At 57.0% G+C, this 16,939-nt stretch carries 13 protein-coding genes; 2 read left to right on the top strand and 11 right to left on the bottom strand.

What is annotated here, in order from left to right:
- Window positions 1-53: 53 nt before the first annotated feature.
- The 11 genes from DNH61_RS12750 to DNH61_RS12700 all read right to left on the bottom strand — a co-directional run bounded on the left by DNH61_RS12750 (window position 54) and on the right by DNH61_RS12700 (window position 14,989).
- Window positions 54-1,325: an AMP-binding protein gene (locus DNH61_RS12750; protein ID WP_111147032.1), complete on the bottom strand. Its 1,272-nt coding sequence runs from the start codon at window positions 1,323-1,325 to the stop codon at window positions 54-56.
- Complete coding sequence (locus DNH61_RS12745) at window positions 1,282-3,195, bottom strand: IucA/IucC family protein (RefSeq protein ID WP_111147031.1); 1,914 nt, start codon at window positions 3,193-3,195, stop codon at window positions 1,282-1,284. The genes DNH61_RS12750 and DNH61_RS12745 overlap by 44 nt, the downstream gene beginning before the upstream one ends.
- Window positions 3,192-4,691: a lysine N(6)-hydroxylase/L-ornithine N(5)-oxygenase family protein gene (locus DNH61_RS12740; RefSeq protein WP_111147030.1), complete on the bottom strand. Its 1,500-nt coding sequence runs from the start codon at window positions 4,689-4,691 to the stop codon at window positions 3,192-3,194. The genes DNH61_RS12745 and DNH61_RS12740 overlap by 4 nt, the downstream gene beginning before the upstream one ends.
- Entirely contained in the window at window positions 4,669-5,259 is a 591-nt protein-coding gene (locus DNH61_RS12735) for a GNAT family N-acetyltransferase (protein ID WP_111147029.1), read from the bottom strand. Before DNH61_RS12735 ends, DNH61_RS12740 begins: the two co-directional genes overlap by 23 nt.
- Window positions 5,177-7,024: an IucA/IucC family protein gene (locus DNH61_RS12730; RefSeq protein WP_111147028.1), complete on the bottom strand. Its 1,848-nt coding sequence runs from the start codon at window positions 7,022-7,024 to the stop codon at window positions 5,177-5,179. Before DNH61_RS12730 ends, DNH61_RS12735 begins: the two co-directional genes overlap by 83 nt.
- Complete coding sequence (locus DNH61_RS12725) at window positions 7,021-8,580, bottom strand: pyridoxal phosphate-dependent decarboxylase family protein (RefSeq protein ID WP_181438692.1); 1,560 nt, start codon at window positions 8,578-8,580, stop codon at window positions 7,021-7,023. Before DNH61_RS12725 ends, DNH61_RS12730 begins: the two co-directional genes overlap by 4 nt.
- A 14-nt stretch (window positions 8,581-8,594) precedes the next feature.
- Complete coding sequence (locus tag DNH61_RS12720) at window positions 8,595-9,956, bottom strand: diaminobutyrate--2-oxoglutarate transaminase (RefSeq protein ID WP_111147026.1); 1,362 nt, start codon at window positions 9,954-9,956, stop codon at window positions 8,595-8,597.
- A gap of 384 nt (window positions 9,957-10,340) precedes the next feature.
- Entirely contained in the window at window positions 10,341-11,903 is a 1,563-nt protein-coding gene (locus DNH61_RS12715; protein WP_111147025.1) for a glycosyl hydrolase family 18 protein, read from the bottom strand.
- A 292-nt stretch (window positions 11,904-12,195) separates the two neighbouring features.
- A complete protein-coding gene (locus tag DNH61_RS12710; RefSeq protein WP_111147024.1) occupies window positions 12,196-12,396 on the bottom strand; it encodes a cold-shock protein in 201 nt (66 codons plus the stop codon).
- Window positions 12,397-12,650: 254 nt separating this feature from the next.
- Window positions 12,651-14,264 (bottom strand): Na/Pi cotransporter family protein, encoded by a 1,614-nt coding sequence (locus DNH61_RS12705; protein ID WP_111147023.1) that lies wholly within the window; start codon window positions 14,262-14,264, stop codon window positions 12,651-12,653.
- Between the two features lie 335 nt (window positions 14,265-14,599).
- Entirely contained in the window at window positions 14,600-14,989 is a 390-nt protein-coding gene (locus DNH61_RS12700) for a hypothetical protein (protein WP_111147022.1), read from the bottom strand.
- Window positions 14,990-15,150: 161 nt separating this feature from the next.
- Between DNH61_RS12700 and DNH61_RS12695 the strand changes: the two genes are divergently transcribed.
- Window positions 15,151-15,813, top strand: coding sequence for a peptidylprolyl isomerase (locus DNH61_RS12695; protein ID WP_111147021.1), 663 nt, complete (start codon window positions 15,151-15,153; stop codon window positions 15,811-15,813).
- 241 nt (window positions 15,814-16,054) lie between these two features.
- The gene (locus tag DNH61_RS12690) at window positions 16,055-16,888 is read left to right on the top strand and encodes a hypothetical protein (protein ID WP_111147020.1); all 834 of its coding nucleotides are present in this window, start codon (window positions 16,055-16,057) and stop codon (window positions 16,886-16,888) included.
- Window positions 16,889-16,939: the final 51 nt, after the last annotated feature.

The raw sequence follows: 16,939 nt of genomic DNA, 5'->3' as shown, positions 1-16,939 counted from the left end.
CTGCAGCATACCGGCTATCAGCTCCTGCAGCCTCTCCTTCAGCTGCTCCCGGTTCACAATGCCGCCTCCTTTGCTTCCAGTAATTTACGGCTTACTTTGCCGTTTCCGTTCTTCTCGATGCTGCTTACACATGCGACTGCGCCGGGCACCTGATAAGGCGCCAGCTGCTGCAGACACCATGCGCGAATCATCTCCGGCGTCACTCCGGGATCAGCTGCAACCTGCGCCTTCACCATCTCGCCCATGACCGGATGCCTGCCGCGGTAGACTACCGCTTCGCGCACACCCTTCATTCGCAGGAGCGTATCCTCCACCTCGGTCGGATAAACCATCAAGCCTCCGATATTAATCACATCATCAGCGCGGCCCATCAGCATGATATGACCCTGTTCATTCCTGTAACCCACGTCACCCGTTCGAATGATCCGGCTTCCGATATCTGCGATGAGCTCGCCTGGAGAATCCGACTGGGGACCGGCAGTCAGCTGCACATGCGGCAGCGGCTGGCCGATATCACCCGGCGCCAGCATCCCCCGGCTGATCGTCAGGCAGCCCGCCTCCGAGCAGCCGTACTGCTGCAGCACGGCATCCGAGCGCTGCACAAGCTGTTCCCACAGCGGCGCTGGCAGCGGCGCTCCTGAAGTCATAAGCCGGTGGAACCGCTGCCCGCCTGCCGCGAGCGAAGCCAGCAGATGAAGCTGGAGCGGAACGGCATAGACCAGATGGGCCGGTGTGTCCCGGATGATGCCAAGCGCAAGCTTCGGATTCGTATTCGGCACCACCGTCGGCTCGCTGCCTCTTGCCAGGGAAGCCAGTACGCCGCACAGCAGCCCATAAGAGTGGCTGACAGAAGCTAATACGACCGGCTTCCATGACGGGTCGGCCTGAAGCGCTTCGTTATAGGCGGCAAGCTCTGCGCTGATCTCTTCCCAGCTGCGGCCGATCAGCTTCGGCTCACCGGTCGTGCCGGAGCTGTATTGGAACAGCGACGGCTTGCCGCCGCACCCGCCATGGTTGCTCTCTGCGTATCCCATAATACCTTCGACAGACAGATAAGTCTCGGCTTCTTCGTATACTAGTCCGCAGCAACCTGCCCTGCGGGCATGAGACAGTGCCGTCTCCAGCGGCATACCGCCATGCAGCAGCAGCGCGGAGCCATCCGTCTCCCGCAGATACATCACGATAGCTACCAGCTCTGCCGGGTCCTTCACACAGAGGGCGAACCTCCTGCCCGCCGGGCTGCCCAGCGCTTCATGACTGCGGTAACTGCTCCAGCGTCTCTCAAACGCCAGCCTTCCGATATGCTCCCGTCCTGCGGTCAGCATGAATCCCCCTCCTTCTCGCCGCTGCATACAGCGGATTTGGCACCTCATGCATCAAGCTAAGCCCCTCTGGATACAGACGGCGCTTCGTCAGCTGCTCCACCCTGGTCGTCTCAGCGAACAGGTTCACAGCTTGGAAGCGGTCTGCGTATTCAGGGAAGCGTTCCATATGCTGCAGCAGCGACCCGGCCGCAATATCCCAGAACCTGCCTTCTTCATAGCCCAACTGCTCGGCCAGGAGCAGGGCAAGCTCGCTAAGATTAATGAAAAATAAAGCGCCAAGCGTCAGATAGCGGATCTGCTCGATCCTCTCCGCTTCAAACCCGGTATCCTCTGTAAACGGCGGACACAGTTCAGGATGCAGCAGCCCCGGGCGGTAGAACAGCACATCCTCGTGAAAATCCTTCAAAGCTGCCCGGACAGGGCGGCCATCCCGGTGAACCAGCACCATGTTCTGGGCATGGGCTTCCAGCGCAATCCCCTGAACAACCGCCAGATGCACGACCGGCAGGACGCAGGCTTCCATCAGCTGCTCCACCCACTGGTCCACTCCATACTCCGAAAGCCAGGATGAGATATAGGGCCGGCCATCTGCCTCCATCGCACAGAGCGCTGTGAACGGCACCGCTGTCTCTCCTTCCTGAAGATAGGCGGAGAGACTCTCCCGCCAGATGCAGCCGAGCGCACCTCTCTTCTGCGCTGCCAGGAGCCCAGCGGCTGCCTGATCCGGCGCCGCGTACGACACACCCGCAAATTCACCAAGCAGAATAAGCCGCGCTTCCTCTGTCAGGTACCGGTCTTGTGCCGCCGCCCGTTTCAGCCAGCGGGTTACAACTGGCGCATTCTCGACGAACAAAGGAAGCAGCTGGCGGCTGCTCGATGTATTAATCAGGTTCAGCGACAGCTTCACATAGGGCTTGCCAGCGTCTATCCGGTTAGCGAGTGTACGGATCGACTGCTGCGGGAGGTAACTGCTGCCTGCTTCACCAAGCGGGATGATTCGTCCGCTGCGGATTTCAGCAAGGAACAGCCGGCTGATATGCTCCCGCCACTGCCACGGATGGATGGGCAGCAGCACATAGGCGGCCGGGTCGCAACCCTCCTCCATCAGTCTATGCCGGAACTGCTGCAGGACAATCTCACCCAGTTCCTGACGCCACAGCTCCTCAAGACTTCCAGCCTCGCTGTCTATTACCGCCACGGCATCCGCCAGCCGCACCGCAGCCCACATTAGCGTAATAGAGGTCCGAAACTCCGGACCGAAGGCACGGTTATCTGCCGGGTCGAACCCGATGCGGGATTTGTAAGCCGGATGATAGGGATGGCCATCGTTCAGCGCACCGCTCTCCAGCGCATCATAGTCCAGCTCCCCAAGCCGCAGTCCGCGGCTGATCCGCTCCTCATAAGCCACTGTGTCATGCAGCAGAGTCTGCTCCACTTCACCGGCAAATGCGGACAACTTCAAGCTGTCCGCTTCAGTCCTGCCTAGCACCTCCTCGACGAAGGCCGCTAACGACTCCGCCTCCTTCACGGATTGCCCTGCCCTTCTCAGGACAGGCGTATGATCGAGACGAATACGTCCGAAGGAAGAGGTGATTCTGCCCCGGCATTCATATACCACCGGCTCTGCGCCGGCTGTAAAGCCATGCAGCCGGAACAGCGTGCTATCGCTGCTGTCCGCCTGCTCCTTGTCCGCCGCCACAATGCCTTCGTACAAGACGGATTCAATCAGCTGCCGGAATACCCGCCGCCTGACTGCTGTGTAAGCGTCAGCTGCAGCGGCTGGCCGACTGCTGCCGCCGTTTTCCCGGCTGGCTGCCCCAGCCTCTGCTGCAGCTCCCTCTGCAGCGGGCGGGTTCACAAGCCCGCTCATGTCTTCCCGCTCCCTTCGCCCGCGGCTCCGGCAGCTTCCGGCGTACTGGCGCCTGTTCTGCCGGTTCCCCCAGCTGCTTCACCATGCAGTTCCGCTGCGGCAGCCGCTGTATGTTCCGCCTCCTGAAGCCCAAACTGCTGAAACACATTCCGCTTGCGCAGCGGGTAGACGGTCTGTCCTGTAAGCCCGTTGATAATGACACTGTTGCGGTGAGCACCAAGCCCGAGGTCCGGCGCGCCGACACCATGAGTATGCAGCTCGCCGTTTTGCACGTAGATCCGGTTCGCCACCTCGTGGTCCTTCCAGACGAGCCGGTAGTCCTCTGTCACCTCGAACCGTTCCTGTTCATCCCACGCCAGCAGACCGCGCAGCGGTTCCAGACAGCCTGGGACGGCATGGCGGTACCCGGTTGCCAGAATGACAATCTCGCTGTCATGACTAAAAGTCCTGTCCTGCTCGACATGCCGGCAGGTCAGGCGGCATTGTGCCGCATCCTCACCTGCAGCCAGCTGAATGCCTTCGACCTCTGTCAGGGCCAGCAGGCCGACATCCGGCTGGCCGCCGCCTACCCCGGCTTCATACAGCTGATCGTAGATATCGGCGATTGTCTTCGCGCTGATCCCCTTGTACAGCAGATCTTGGCTGGCGCGAACACGGTCCTTCACCGCCGCAGGCAGGTTATAGAAGTAGGACGTGTAATCAGGTGAGAAATGCTCAAGCCCCAGCTTGGAATATTCCATCGGCAGGAAGCCCTTCGACCGTGTCAGCCAGTCCAGGCGGTAGCCGTAATTGCGCTGCTCCTGCAGCAGATCGAGGAACACCTCCCCGGCACTCTGGCCCGAGCCGATAACCGTCACCTTGCACGCGGACAAGCAGCGTTCCCGGTGCTTAAGGTAATCCGCCGCATGGAGCACACCCTCTGTTATGCCGAAGCCGCTCATCGGCCTTGGCACATGCGGCACACTGCCTACGCCGAGCACCAGATCGCGGGCCAGAACGCGGTGCGCCGCGCCGCTTGCCGTATCGCGGATGACGGCTTCGAACAGCTTCACGCCACCGCGCTCCACGAGCCGGACATCGGCGACCTCGCTGCCGAACCGGCAGCTGGGCAGCTTGGATGCTGCCCACTGGCAGTAGTGATTATATTCCCTGCGCGGGATATGGAAGCGCTCCAGAAAATAAAAGTGATACAGCCTCCCATGCTCGTGCAGATAGTTCAAATAACTAAGCGGGTGAGTCGGGTCAGCCATCGTCACCAGGTCGGCGAAGAAAGGCACCTGCAGCGTCGTCCCTTCCAGCAGCATGCCGGAATGCCAGTCAAACTGCGGCTTCCGCTCGCAGAATACCGCCTTTACATCCGTCTTCTGCAGCAGCGCGGCAAGCCCAAGGTTGAAGGGTCCGATCCCGATGCCGAGCAGATCATAAGGCTCCCCCTCCGGCACATCAGCCTGTTCAGAGCGGAGAAGCTCCTGTTCATCCGATTGCGGGTTGATCATCAGCTGTCCAGCTCCTCTCAAAATCTTGACGGCTGCAGAACATCAGTGCCGCCGTCTTGTCCGGCAGCTCCACCTCGCGTTCGAAGCGGAAGCCGCAGCGCTTGAAGATATGAATCATCTTGCTGTTGCGGATATCCGGCTCGGCTACAATGTTTTCCGTCGCAGCATGACCGAACTGGAAGTGTACCATCGCATGCAGCAGCGGAAGCGCATAGCCCTTGCCCAGATAGTCCGGCGGTCCGATCAGCAGATGAACCCCCTGATCCTGTTCCCCGGCTTCATAATACCGCCCGATGATATCACCAGCGGCCCAATACGATTCAAAGTAGCTCATCGGCTCGCCGTCCAGCATGCCGATATACAAGGTTTGATTGCGGTTGGCGAGGAAGGCCTCCAGATGCTCACGGTACTGCTCCGCCGGAATATTAAGCCTCCAGTACGGAATGACATGCGGCTCATGCTGCCACTTGAGCAGCCGGTCAAAGTCAAGCTCCAGCGACACCGGACGGAAGGCGATCGTCTTCCCGATCCCCGGATGCTCCAGCTGGAACACTGGCGCCATCGTCATATAATCCGACCTCCTTTACGAGCGGGTTATCGATCGGTACATATACCGACTGCGTCTCCATCGCGCCTGCCAGTTCATCCATATCATGCAGCCTGGTCAGCAGATTGGCCTTGCAGGGAAGCACCGGCTCCTGCAGCAGGCTGTCCAGCAGTCCCGAAGGCTCGCGGTCGAACGGCTTGAAGCGTTCAAGCGCGGTCCGCAGCTCGGCAAGCAGCAGACGCTCGTCAATCAGCCCGGCCGTACCGAAGCCGTTGATCAGTCCGAATAGATGGTTGTAGAACAAGTAATACCGAAGCCGCTCATCGGCCACCGCATCATCACAGACGGTCTGGCTCTTCTCTCCAACGCCCGGAAGCTCACGCTCCAGCAGATGAGCTGTAGAGCGGCAGAAATAGTAGCCCTGGTTATCCCGGTAATAGAACCGGCTCGGGTAGCCCTCCTCCAGCTGGACAACGCTGTTCTGCTGATGGGCTTCCAGCGCAATTCCCCATGTCATGTACAGCCAAAGCATAGGGCGCAGCGACACATTCATGTAGCGGCGGAACCAGTCCAGGCTTACCTCAGCTGTTGTCCGGCCTTCACGCTCGGCTATGGAGCGGATCAGCACGCCGATCCTGCTGGTGCTGCCCGGCAGCGGGTCCTGGCCGAGTCCTGCTATTAGTGTCGCCCCCTGCGCTCTATTGCCCCGGAACGGATTGTCGCGCAGCACAAGCTCGAAGCCCGACTCCTCATACCCGGGGCGCTTCAAGGTCAGATATGCCGGATCGCCAATGATGCGGAAGCGGGGAAAACGTTCCTTCAGCTCGCCAAGGCCCGCCTGGAGCAGTCTGGATACCTCCACCCCCCGGTCCAGCTCCTTCGTCAGGTTAACCCGCAGCGAATTCGTCACCTTAACCGGGATTGAGCCCTTGATCATGTAATCCGCATCCGGATGATAGACGGTTCTTAACGAGGAGGTCGCCTGCCAGGCACTGCCCGCTGGCCCCAGATTCTGCAGCACGCCTTCGGCAAGCCAAGCCTGTACATGCGGCTGCTCCAGCAGCCACGCGGCCTGCAGCGGATGGACCGGCAGCAGGGACCAGTCGTCCTGACCGCAATATGCTGCGACGAAAGCCGGGTCTGCCGCCGGATCCCTGCGGTACTGCTCCTTCACCAGCTCTGTAGCTGACTGCGGCAATGCCGAGTCCTCCTGCACGATCGAGGCATGAGCCCGGAACAGATGCAGCTGGAAGCTTCCTTTCATCTCAGGCGAATAATCGATTCGGGCTTCACCTTCAATTCCCTGACGGCTCTTCGGCGTCGGGTGGATCAGGTGACCGAACACCAGCGACTGCTCCGCTTGGATGAAATCGAACGCTTCACCGTATAGCTCTTCTCTGTCCACGCCGCGCGCTTGTGCGAATGCCGCCACGTTCTGGCAGCTTTGGATTGTGCGCAGCATCAGTTCTTCGCGGTGAACCGCTGACGCTGACCCTTCCGGGGCGAGCTCCTTGTACAGCAGGGCAGCGAGCGTCATATAATCGGCTTCCACCCAAGCATCGCCTGCACGATAGCGGAAGCTGTGAAACAGATGTCTTCCTGTAGGCGAGCGGTAACCGGCTGCTGCCCGTACTTCAATCTGCTGCCTCGGAAGCAGCAGCTGCAGCTCCTCTGACGCCCCGTCTTCACGGGACGTCAGCCACTTCCCTTCCCCCGTCTCCCTTATATAACAGTTCAGCAATCCCTGCATTGCCGCTTGTCCCGCGACCTGCACCGCATCCATCATCTCGCCACTGTCTCCTTTCCGTTTGGAATTTCCGTCTCAAGCTCCCATCCAATTGTCCGGATTCTCTCCAGTAAAACCGTGATATGCTGCGGCCCCGTCAAGGGATTTAAGATCGTCAGCTTTAGACATACCCGGCCGTCCGACTTCGTTCTCGCGATCACGCCAGTCCCTTCGGCTAGCAGCCGTTCCCGAATCGTCAGGTTCAGCTGATCTGCGGCAGTAAGCCCGGTTCCTGATGAAGCAGACTGTCCAGCGAAGCGCCCTTCAGCCAGCTGCGGCCGGTAAGCAAACACCACCGTATTGATGACCGGATCCGCCATTAAGGTGAAGCAGGATTCCCTGCGAATCAGCTCTGCAGCAGCCTTTGCCGTCCGGATCGTACGGTCGACCAGCTCCCCGAACTGCCGCCGGCCCACATGCTTCAGTGACATATACAGCTTAAGGGCGTCGAAGCGCCGGGTCGTCTGAACCGACTTTACAACGAGGTTAGGCGGTCCTGTCCCTTCCTCATCCTCGGGATTCAGATAATCCGCCGTCAGCCGCAGCAGGCGGAAGCGCCGCTTGTCACGGAGCAGGAATGCCCCGCAGCTGATCGGCTGAAAGAAGAGCTTGTGAAAATCAACCGTAATCGAGTCCGCACCTCCGATACCATCCAGCAGTCCGCCATACTGGCTGCTTAGGGCGAGCGCGCCGCCGTAAGCGGCATCTACATGCAGCCAGATGCCATGCCGCGCTGCAATCTCCGCGATCGCGGAAAGCGGATCAACAGCCGCGTAATCCGTCGTGCCCGCCGTCGCCACAATGGCGAATGGATACAAGCCTTCGCTCACCAATCTGGCTATTGTCTCCTCGAGACGCAATGGACACATGCGCCGCCTTGCATCGGTTTTGACCGGCACAACCGCCTGATGACCTAGACCCAGCAGAGAGGCCGCCTGCTTAACTGAGAAATGCGCTTCCTCCGAGCACAGCAGCCGCAGCCTGCCTGCTTCCGGCGGCAGCCCCTGCTGCTGTACATTCCATCCCCAGCGTTCCAGTGCATAATGGTCACGGGCAAGCATAATACCCATGAAATTCGACTGTGTTCCGCCGCTTGTGAAGACGCCGTCCGCATGCTGGCCGTACCCGAGCAGCTCATTCAGCCAGCGAATCAGCTTCTCTTCCAGCAGGGTAGCCGCCATGCTCTGATCCCAGGAATCCATCGACTGATTGGATGCGGCGATCAGTGCCTCCGCGGCAAGCGCTGGCATGAGCGGCGGGCAGTGCAGATGCGCAATGCAGAGCGGGTCGGTCACAATCGCGGAATTCCGCAGCACCGCCGAGCCCATCAGCTCCAGCAGCTCCGGCATTGGCATGCCTTCTTCCTCGGGACACACCTCGATATTCCCGATCAGTCTCTCCAGCACATCCGGTCCCAGCCCGCTGTACGGCTGCTCCAGTCCGGCGTAATGCCTCACCAGCACATCGGCAGCGCCTGACATCATGGCCCGGTATGCCGCTTGAGAAGACTCGCTTGAATGCAAAAATAACGGCTGCTTAAAGATGTCTGAACTCATATTGTTGTCACCCTTCATCCCATTGCCCCTGCGGGCTCCATTGCTTCCCGTTCAGCTGCAAGCACAGCATCATGAAATATAGCAGCGATCTCTTCAATCTGCTCTTCCGTCACCGTAAGCGGCGGGAGGAACCGGACGACCGAATCATAGCGCCCGCCAAGCTCCAGAATGAGCCCTCTCGCCAGGCAGTGACGCTGCACGCTTCTTGCCAGCTCTGGATGCTGCGGATAGCTGCCGATACAGTCAGGCGGCAGCCGGCGGTCTACGATTTCCGCGCCCAGCATCAGCCCCTTGCCCCTAACTTCTCCTATGCAGCCGGTATCCGACTGAACAGCTTCAAGCTTCCTGCGGAGCACTCCGCCAACCTGCTCAGCGTACAATGCCAGCCCGTTCTCACGAATATAGCGGATCACCGCCAGCCCGGCGGCCATCGCCAGCTGATTGCCGCGGAACGTTCCCGCATGCGCGCCCGGCTCCCAACTATCCAGCGATTCATCATAGACCACCACGGCCAGCGGCAGGCTCCCGCCAATTGCCTTGGACAGCACAATGACATCCGGGGTTATACCCGCATGCTCGAATGCCAGGAAGGCTCCCGTCCGTCCGATTCCCGTTTGAACCTCATCCAGAATAAGTGGGATCTGCTGCCCGGTCGTTATTCTGCGAAGCTCGCGCAGCCACGGCGCCGGGGCCGGGATGACCCCGCCTTCCCCCTGAACGGCCTCCACGATCACACCCGCTGGCGGCAGTATGCCGCTGGACGGATCAGCGAAGACCCGTTCCACATATTTGGAACCCACCTCATGCCCCTGCTCGCCGCCCAGACCAAATGGACAACGATACGTATACGGGTAAGGCAGGAAATGCACATCCGGCATCAGCCCTGGCACATGCTGCTTCGCATGCAGCGCGCCGGTCAGACTGAGTGCCCCGTTTGTCATGCCGTGATAGCCCCCGTGAAAAGCAGCCATTGTTCGTCTGCCTGTCGCTGTCTTCACCAGCTTGACCGCCGCTTCCACAGCGTCGGCTCCTGACGGGCCGCAGAACTGGATTTTGGCCCGTTTCGCGAACTCAGGCGGCAGCTGGCTGAACAGCTCATCCACAAACTGTTCCTTGACAGGTGTGGTGAGATCCAGCGTATGAAGCGGAAGCGACGAGTCCAGCGCCTGCCTCAGTGCTTCTACCACAACAGGGTGGTTATGTCCGAGCGCCAGTGTTCCCGCTCCCGACAAGCAGTCCAGGTATGTCCTGCCGTCCGCATCTGTGACATGGATGCCCCGCGCTTCCCGGATAGCGACCGGGATCCGGCGCGGATATGAACGCGCATTCGATTCTCTGCGCGTCTGGCTTTCCAGATAATACGCATTATCTGGCATCTATAAATTCTCCCCTTCCGGTTATGCATGGCTCCTTCCGGTTAACCCGGTTAAACACTCTCATTCAGAGTTGAGAAGATTGTAAATGATTATCATTATCAGTTCAATATAGCCTATCTGCTTTGCATCTAAAGACCCGTCAATCTGAATATTTTCTGTCGAATGCCGTTATATATTAGCGAGAGAATAAGCGTTTAGACCCCTGTTATTTTTCTCACAATTATTGTTGAAAGCCGTGTTCTAAGCATGCATGATTCGTCTTCTTGCCCCTTCAGAATCAGCATTCAGCCGCCACGCCAATAACAGGAAGCGAGACGAAGAAGGGATGTCCCTAAGTCGTTATGACTTGTGGACATCCCTTTTGGTTAAACGCGGATAATAGAATTATGGCTGAATACCTGTGTGAAGTGCCTGTAGCAGCTCCCCGCTGACTGTATCCTGGCTGAGCGCCCAAATCATGGCCCCTCCAAGACTCTGGTTCCGTACATACTCTCCTTTGATTCTCATCGACTCCGGATCATCATAGGTGATGAAGCTCGAGCCGTTGAACAGATACGGCACAAGTGAATCCTTGTGGAAATAGCGGATATATCCTTTGTTCAGATAATTGGCCGTAATTTCCGAGTACGTAACAGCAGCAGAGCCCGAATACGTCTGGTAAAGACCACCGTTCACATTCGCGACATTATCATACTTGTACCCGTAGAAGGCCACACCCATGACAACCTTCGCCGCAGGAACCCCCGCCTTGATATACAGCTGGACCGCGTCGTGGACGCTTGTCGCGCCGGCGAATACGCTGGCCGGGTCCTTATACAGCGGGGCATTGAAGCCTGTCCGGGAATCCCACGGGCCATGGATGTCATAGCTCATAATATTGACGAAATCCGCATAGCCCTGCAGCTTCGCCAGCTCTACATTATTAGCGTAGTAGGCTCCTGCTCCTCCCGCAAAGCTCAGCAGGTACTGCTTGCCGTCTCGGGCGCCCTGTTCATCCAGCTTCTCTCTGAGCTTCTGCATCAAGAGCGTGAAGTTCTGCTTGTCCTCTGGCCTCTTGACACCGCCTGGCGCCCCGCCTACTACCGGATACTCCCAATCAATGTCGACGCCGTCGAAGCCGTACTTAACGATAAACTCAACCGCGCTGTTGGCAAATACCGTACGGGACGCATCCGTAAGTGCAGCGTCGGAGAACCGTCCTGACCAGGACCAGCCTCCAACGGATATAAACGTCTTCAAATGCGGATAGCGCTGCTTCAGCTTCAGCAGCTGATTAAAGTTGCCGTAGAACGGCTGCCCGGTCTGGTCGCCGGTGAACCGCTTCTCCACATCCGCATAGGAGTCTCCAAGTGTAACCTTATAGTCTGGACTGATATTGGCAAATGCATAATTGATATGCGTCAGCTTGGACCCGTCCAAATCGGCAACCTGCCTGCCCGAATAGGTTGACCAGCCCGTATAGTAGCCGATAACAGCCTGCTGCGGCTGCTGAACCGGCTCATCTGCCGGCACTGGCTCAAGTACCGGTTCCGGGGCTGGTTCCTGTACCCCGCTCATCGTGGTAACGCTCACCCGGTTACTGGCGGCTGAGACATTGCCTGCCGCATCGACGGCTTTTACAGCAAACGAATAGGTTGTAGAAGGCAGCAGTCCCGCCGCCGTGAAGGTGGTGTTCTTGGTCGTGGCGACCATTGCCGTACCTTGATAGATCCAATAGCCTGCGACTCCGACATTATCACTTGAGGGCCGCCAGTCAAGCGTGACGGCCGTATCCGTGACCCCCGACGCCTGCAGCGAAGCAGGTGCTGTAGGCGCCTTCTTGTCTTTACCGGCCATAACTTCCATTGAAAAGCCGGATACGATCAGCGTCAGTACAAGAGGCACAACGAATAGCGCTTTCATAAAAATGGAAAGCCGTTCACCTTGTTTGGATGTTTGGTTTTTCAAACCGATTCCTCCCGTGTCTTGTTGTTATTCATGCTGTTTCTTCTGCCGGCAGTCCGGTATCCGGTCATCCGGTGATTTGCCTTGTTTGTACCTCTTTGTCACCTCCGCCATTATATTCTTCTATTATAGCAACCAGCTTCTAGCAAGCGTATAGACCACCGGAACTGTTATCAGAGCAGCACAAAAAGGAGCATGGTCCTATTGCCATGCCCCCTTTATTTTCCACCCCGTAGACATATAAAAGAGCTCCTCCGCAGGTAGCGGAAAGAGCCCGGATTTGAGTTGCAGGATATTACAGCTTTACAACGTTCTCAGCTTGTGGTCCGCGGTTGCCTTGAACAACGTTGAATTCCACGCGTTGGCCTTCGTCCAGCGTCTTGAAGCCATCGCCTGTGATCGCGCTGTAATGCACGAATACATCGTTGCCGCCTTCAACCTCGATGAAGCCGAAGCCCTTGTCCGCATTAAACCATTTCACTGTTCCTGTTTGCATGGATATTCCTCCAAATGGGTTATTAATATGGTCCTTTTTTAAACATGCATAAAAAAATTCACATATTGTAAAAGGTACCAATCCAAGCTGATCACCTTTTACAACATGTGAATTGTAAGGGAGTTCTCGTTCGGATAGCCCCATAATAGCACAGGGAAATTCCAATATCAACCTTCTTTACGGAAGTCTTACACGAAATGTGGAAAAAAAAGTAACGCGCCTGCCAGCCTCAGCAAACGCGTCACTTCTACTCTCTATTCCCCGTACAAAATATACTGTGCTATATTCTTGCTGTGGTCGCCCACCCGCTCCAGATTGCTCAGGATATCCAGGAACACAGCACCCGAATTGCCGGTGCACAGATTCTGGTTCAGACGCTGAATGTGGCCCTTGCGGAACATGACCTCCATCCGGTCCAGCTCCGCTTCATAAGCCAGCACCTGTTCAGCCGCTTCCCTGTCCTGGTGCTCAAGCGCATACAAGGCGCGCTCGACCGTCTTGTCCGCCAGCTCCAGCATGTCCCGCAAATTCTGCATCGCATCCTCGGAGAAGTCAACCTTATTGGTTACACTGAACTCCGACAGCTCCACGATATTCTCGGCATGGTCGCCGATCCGTTCAATGTCATTGATCGTCTGCATCAGCACTGAAGCCTTCTCGGACTCACCCTCAGGAAGCCCGTTCTGCTGGATCTTTACCATGTACTCAGTAATCTTCCGGTCCAGCTCATTAATCAGCTGTTCCTTCTGCATCGCCAGGTTCGCTACCTTAGGATCACGCCCGAAGAAGAAGGTTGACGCGTCATTTAATGTCTCCCGCGCGTAGCCTCCCATACGAATGATCTCATGTTGAGCTTGTCCGAGCGCAACTGACGGGGTTGCCAGCAAGCGCTGGTCCAGAAACTTTGGCTTGAATTCCAGCTCCTGCATGCTGCCCGGGATGATCCGGGTTACAATCCAGGCCAGCACCGGAATCAGAGGCAGGAAGAGCAAGGTATTCGCCGTATTAAACAGGCCGTGTGCATATGCAATCTGCATACGCACATTGACATCCTCGCCAAGCCAGAGCACCACATTATGCACAATAGGCAGTGCCAGCGTGAAGATGATCGTACCGCACACGTTGAATATTACGTGAACCAGGGCTGCCCGCTTTGCCGCAACCGTCGCGCCAATGGAAGCTAGGACAGCCGTAATGGTCGTGCCGATGTTATCGCCGAACAGGACTGGCAGGGCCGCCTGGAGTGAAATCATGCCTTCGTCAGCAATCTGCTGCAATATGCCGATGGTAGCGCTCGAACTCTGGACAATCATTGTAAACACCGTGCCGACTAAGACACCCAGAATGGAGTTGTGCGACAAATCCACCATGAAATTTGTGAATATCTCCAGGTCCCTCAGGGGCTTCAGCCCGCCGCCCATCGTGGAAAGGCCCAGGAAGAGTGTGCCGAAGCCAAATATGATCTGGCCTATGTACTGAACCTTCTTCTTGCCGATGAAGAACAGCAAGAACGCGCCAACACCGATAATCGGAAGCGCATAATTTTCAATCTTGATCCCGACAATGAATGCTGTCATCGTGGTGCCGATATTGGCCCCCATAATGACACCAATCGCTTGGCGAAGTGTCATAAGGCCTGCATTGATAAGCCCGATGGCCATAACTGTCGTTCCGGTTGACGTCTGAATCAGGATGGTAACCACAATCCCCACCAGCACACCCAGGAGCGGGTTCGACGTGTAGGTCGCCAGCAGATTCCTCATCTTATCTCCTGCGGTCTTCTGCAGTCCCTCGGACATATACTTGATACCGAACAGGAATATACCGAGTCCTCCGACAAACTTAAAAATCAGTTCCTGCCAATCCATTCCGCTGCCTCCCTAAAATAAAGAAACCCTGGCTTTGAAGCCTATCGTTTCCGTTTCTGCTGTATTTCATCCAGCGCCGCCAATTGAATATTCGACATCGTTCGAAGGCTATTGGCATTAAGTCACAATTTCCATAATAATAAGTCGGCTGGTGAAGCGCAACAAAATCTTAATAATTCCTTTACAATTTTCTGCATATCGACATATCTGTCTGTTTTCCTGCATAAAAACCCTTCCATAGTTTGTTTATTATATGCCATTATCCTTATTTATCCACACAGCGAAAACCGCCAGCGTTTGCGCACTGACGGCTTACCCGCTATCTTCACTCACCCTTACTTGAAAATAAACCTGCCGACAAGCGGCCAGATATACCGCAGCATGCCAAAGCCGATCTTGATTGTCGGCCAGGCTCTGCCAACCATGCCAAACATCCCGGGTAAAGCTCCTCCGGCTGCACCGGCGGCTCCGGCGGCTCCTGCGGCAGCTGGGGCACCCAGTGCTCCGCCCAGCAGCGAGCCGAGAAAGCCTGATATTTGAGCTTGGTCCCGTTTGCCTCCCTTGCCCGTCACACGCCCGTTGCCGCGCAAACCAGCCAGAATAAGCTCCCCATCCTTCACACCTACGATACGGCCTATATAATATTGTCCGTCCCGCAGCGTTACACCGACCACTTGACCCATAAGCCGCTGTACATACTGAGCCTCCGGATGCATGATTATCATGCTGAATCACCCCCGTCTTCTTGCAGGTATATGACTCATTATATGCCCCGAAGCTTCCTCTGCCTGTTCGAATGGACGGGGTCCGGCTGATTTGTACCAATACCCGGCCAAGTCGTATAATAGGACCGGCTGATATTTCAAATAAAAGGTGGACTTACGACATGAACAGACAGACACTTAAATGGTTCCAGCCCCTCATAGCGGCCGCAATTATGCTGCTTCTGGCGGCTGCCGCAGGCTGCGGGCCAAGACCAGAGACCACTACGGAGCAAAGCGGCCGCAATGCCTACGACCCGGCTGCACCGCATCCAGTCGTTACGATCCAGATGAAGGACGGCGGCACGATTAAGGTGGAGCTGTACCCCGAGGTCGCCAAGAATACAGTGGATAATTTCATCTCGCTTGCTAGCAAAGGTTTCTACAACGGAACGATCTTCCACCGCGTCATCCCCGGATTCATGATTCAGGGCGGTGACCCTGAAGGTACTGGCAAGGGGGGCCCGGGATACAGCATCAAAGGAGAATTCAACGCAAACGGGTACTCGAACAATCTGAAGCATACCCGCGGGGTAATCTCCATGGCACGCTCAGGCTCGTCTTATGATTCGGCCGGTTCCCAGTTCTTCATCATGGTTGCGGACGCCACCCATCTGGATGGCAAGTATGCCGCGTTTGGAGCTGTTACGGAGGGGATGGAAATGGTGGATGCCATTGTCAATCTGCCGACAGGTGCCAGCGACCGCCCAGAGGATCCGCCTGTAATGGAGAAGGTGACGGTTGAGCTGAAGGGCTATCAGGCAGCGGAACCGCAGGCAGCAGAATAACCGTACCGCAGGCTGCTCGCGTCGCATGACGGCGTTCCTCCTCCAGTAACCACATGAACAGATGGAAGCTCTTGACAGACTTAGGAAGGGCCTGCTATAGTTGCAGCAGATGAATAAGCACGGCTTACGACGGAAGCACCCGTAAGAATCGCCACAAGGCGTCTCTTACGGGTGCTTTTTTTCGTGTATTCTGCCCGTTTGCTTTATCTCACCCAAATTACAGGGAGGTATACGGTATATCATGCCATTACGAACACTGCACAGACCGTGCGCACGGCTCCTGTGCGTCATACTCATTCTGCTCGCAATCCCGCAGCCGGCTGGCGCAGCTCCCATTGAATTCACGGCTTCCGTCCGCGCCAATCTCGACAAAACCATGGATACAGCCGCCCCCGAGCTCGCCGCAAGTCTATCGAAGACCTATGACCAGCTGGCCGCTTCGGTGAAGACGGAGAGAAGTCTGGACCAAACTATTAAATCGCTGCAGTACAGCAGCGAGGAAGCGCTGCTCGCCCTGCGCAAGCAGATTCAGCAGGTGGGTGCCTCCAGAATTGCTTCCGCCAAGAAGGAAGTGGAACAAATCAAACAGCGGTACAAGCCCCTGCTGGCACTCTATGATTCACTCGCCAAACAGGCAGCAGCAGCCAAATCCTTCGGGCAAAAGGAGCTTGCCGCAGCCCTGCGCTCACAAGCGGATCAGATCAAGCCAGCCGTACAGGTTGCCAAGCAGGATATTAAGAACAGGGAAGCGAAGCTGAAGGCCGCCCGTACAGAAGCAGCAGAGCGTAAGAAGCGCCTGCGCGGCATGCTTGCGGGAATGGATGCAGTGAAGCTCAAGAAGAAGGCGGAGCGGAGCGCCGTCAGCAGCTTGTCCAAATCGCTTGCTGCGGAGTGGGGTTCAGTGAAGCAGTCGCTTCGCAAGCGCGATGCCGTCAGCTCGCACAAGTCCTTGAGCAAGGCCCTCGTACTAAGCGGACAGGTCAACACCCGCAAGCAGACTCTTCACTCATTGGAGCAAAGCATTGCTGATATTATCCGTCTGACAGGAGTGGAGCTCGCCAGGTACAGCCAGTAGACTAAGCAAACGGCCGGCAGCAGTTCTTTGGAAAGAACCGCTGCCGGCCGG

Source organism: Paenibacillus sambharensis, from assembly GCF_003233845.1.
GTDB lineage: Bacteria > Bacillota > Bacilli > Paenibacillales > Paenibacillaceae > Paenibacillus_I > Paenibacillus_I sambharensis.
The sequence above is the reverse complement of the archived record's forward strand: the minus strand, read 5'-3'. Positions and strand labels throughout refer to the sequence as shown.

Bases quoted from the DNA above. Each gene is read 5' to 3' on its own strand.
- DNH61_RS12750 (WP_111147032.1), bottom strand. From the start codon at position 1,325: ATGCTGACCGCAGGACGGGAGCATATCGGAAGGCTGGCGTTTGAGAGA.
- DNH61_RS12745 (WP_111147031.1), bottom strand. From the start codon at position 3,195: ATGAGCGGGCTTGTGAACCCGCCCGCTGCAGAGGGAGCTGCAGCAGAG.
- DNH61_RS12740 (WP_111147030.1), bottom strand. From the start codon at position 4,691: ATGATCAACCCGCAATCGGATGAACAGGAGCTTCTCCGCTCTGAACAG.
- DNH61_RS12735 (WP_111147029.1), bottom strand. From the start codon at position 5,259: ATGACGATGGCGCCAGTGTTCCAGCTGGAGCATCCGGGGATCGGGAAG.
- DNH61_RS12730 (WP_111147028.1), bottom strand. From the start codon at position 7,024: ATGATGGATGCGGTGCAGGTCGCGGGACAAGCGGCAATGCAGGGATTG.
- DNH61_RS12725 (WP_181438692.1), bottom strand. From the start codon at position 8,580: ATGAGTTCAGACATCTTTAAGCAGCCGTTATTTTTGCATTCAAGCGAG.
- DNH61_RS12720 (WP_111147026.1), bottom strand. From the start codon at position 9,956: ATGCCAGATAATGCGTATTATCTGGAAAGCCAGACGCGCAGAGAATCG.
- DNH61_RS12710 (WP_111147024.1), bottom strand. From the start codon at position 12,396: ATGCAAACAGGAACAGTGAAATGGTTTAATGCGGACAAGGGCTTCGGC.
- DNH61_RS12705 (WP_111147023.1), bottom strand. From the start codon at position 14,264: ATGGATTGGCAGGAACTGATTTTTAAGTTTGTCGGAGGACTCGGTATA.
- DNH61_RS12700 (WP_111147022.1), bottom strand. From the start codon at position 14,989: ATGATAATCATGCATCCGGAGGCTCAGTATGTACAGCGGCTTATGGGT.
- DNH61_RS12695 (WP_111147021.1), top strand. From the start codon at position 15,151: ATGAACAGACAGACACTTAAATGGTTCCAGCCCCTCATAGCGGCCGCA.
- DNH61_RS12690 (WP_111147020.1), top strand. From the start codon at position 16,055: ATGCCATTACGAACACTGCACAGACCGTGCGCACGGCTCCTGTGCGTC.